The following is a 255-nucleotide window of genomic DNA, read 5'->3' as shown; positions in this document are numbered from 1 at the left end:
CCGCCCATGATCACGACCTGCTTGACGAGCGGCGCGATCTGCGGATCTTCCGCAAGCGCCAGCGCAAGATTGGTCAGCGGGCCGACTGCAAGCAGCGTGACTTCGCCAGGATGCGCACGCACCGTGTCGATGATGAATCGGTGCGCGGGCCGTGCATCGAGCGGCGCATGTTCGGTGGCGCCCAGCGCGATGTTCCCGAGTCCGTTGTCACCGTGAATCCACGCGAGCGGTTGCGGCGCGGCTCGCTTGAGCGGC

Annotated in this window: 1 protein-coding gene; it reads right to left on the bottom strand. The window is 67.1% G+C overall.

What is annotated here, in order from left to right:
• Positions 1 to 255, bottom strand: a 255-nt coding sequence (locus R0J87_RS22415) for a nucleoside hydrolase (RefSeq protein ID WP_498889080.1), incomplete at both ends; no start/stop codon positions are given.

The sequence above is a fragment of the Halomonas sp. SIMBA_159 genome, from assembly GCF_046536035.1.
Lineage (GTDB): Bacteria > Pseudomonadota > Gammaproteobacteria > Pseudomonadales > Halomonadaceae > Vreelandella > Vreelandella venusta_A.
The sequence above is the reverse complement of the archived record's forward strand: the minus strand, read 5'-3'. Positions and strand labels throughout refer to the sequence as shown.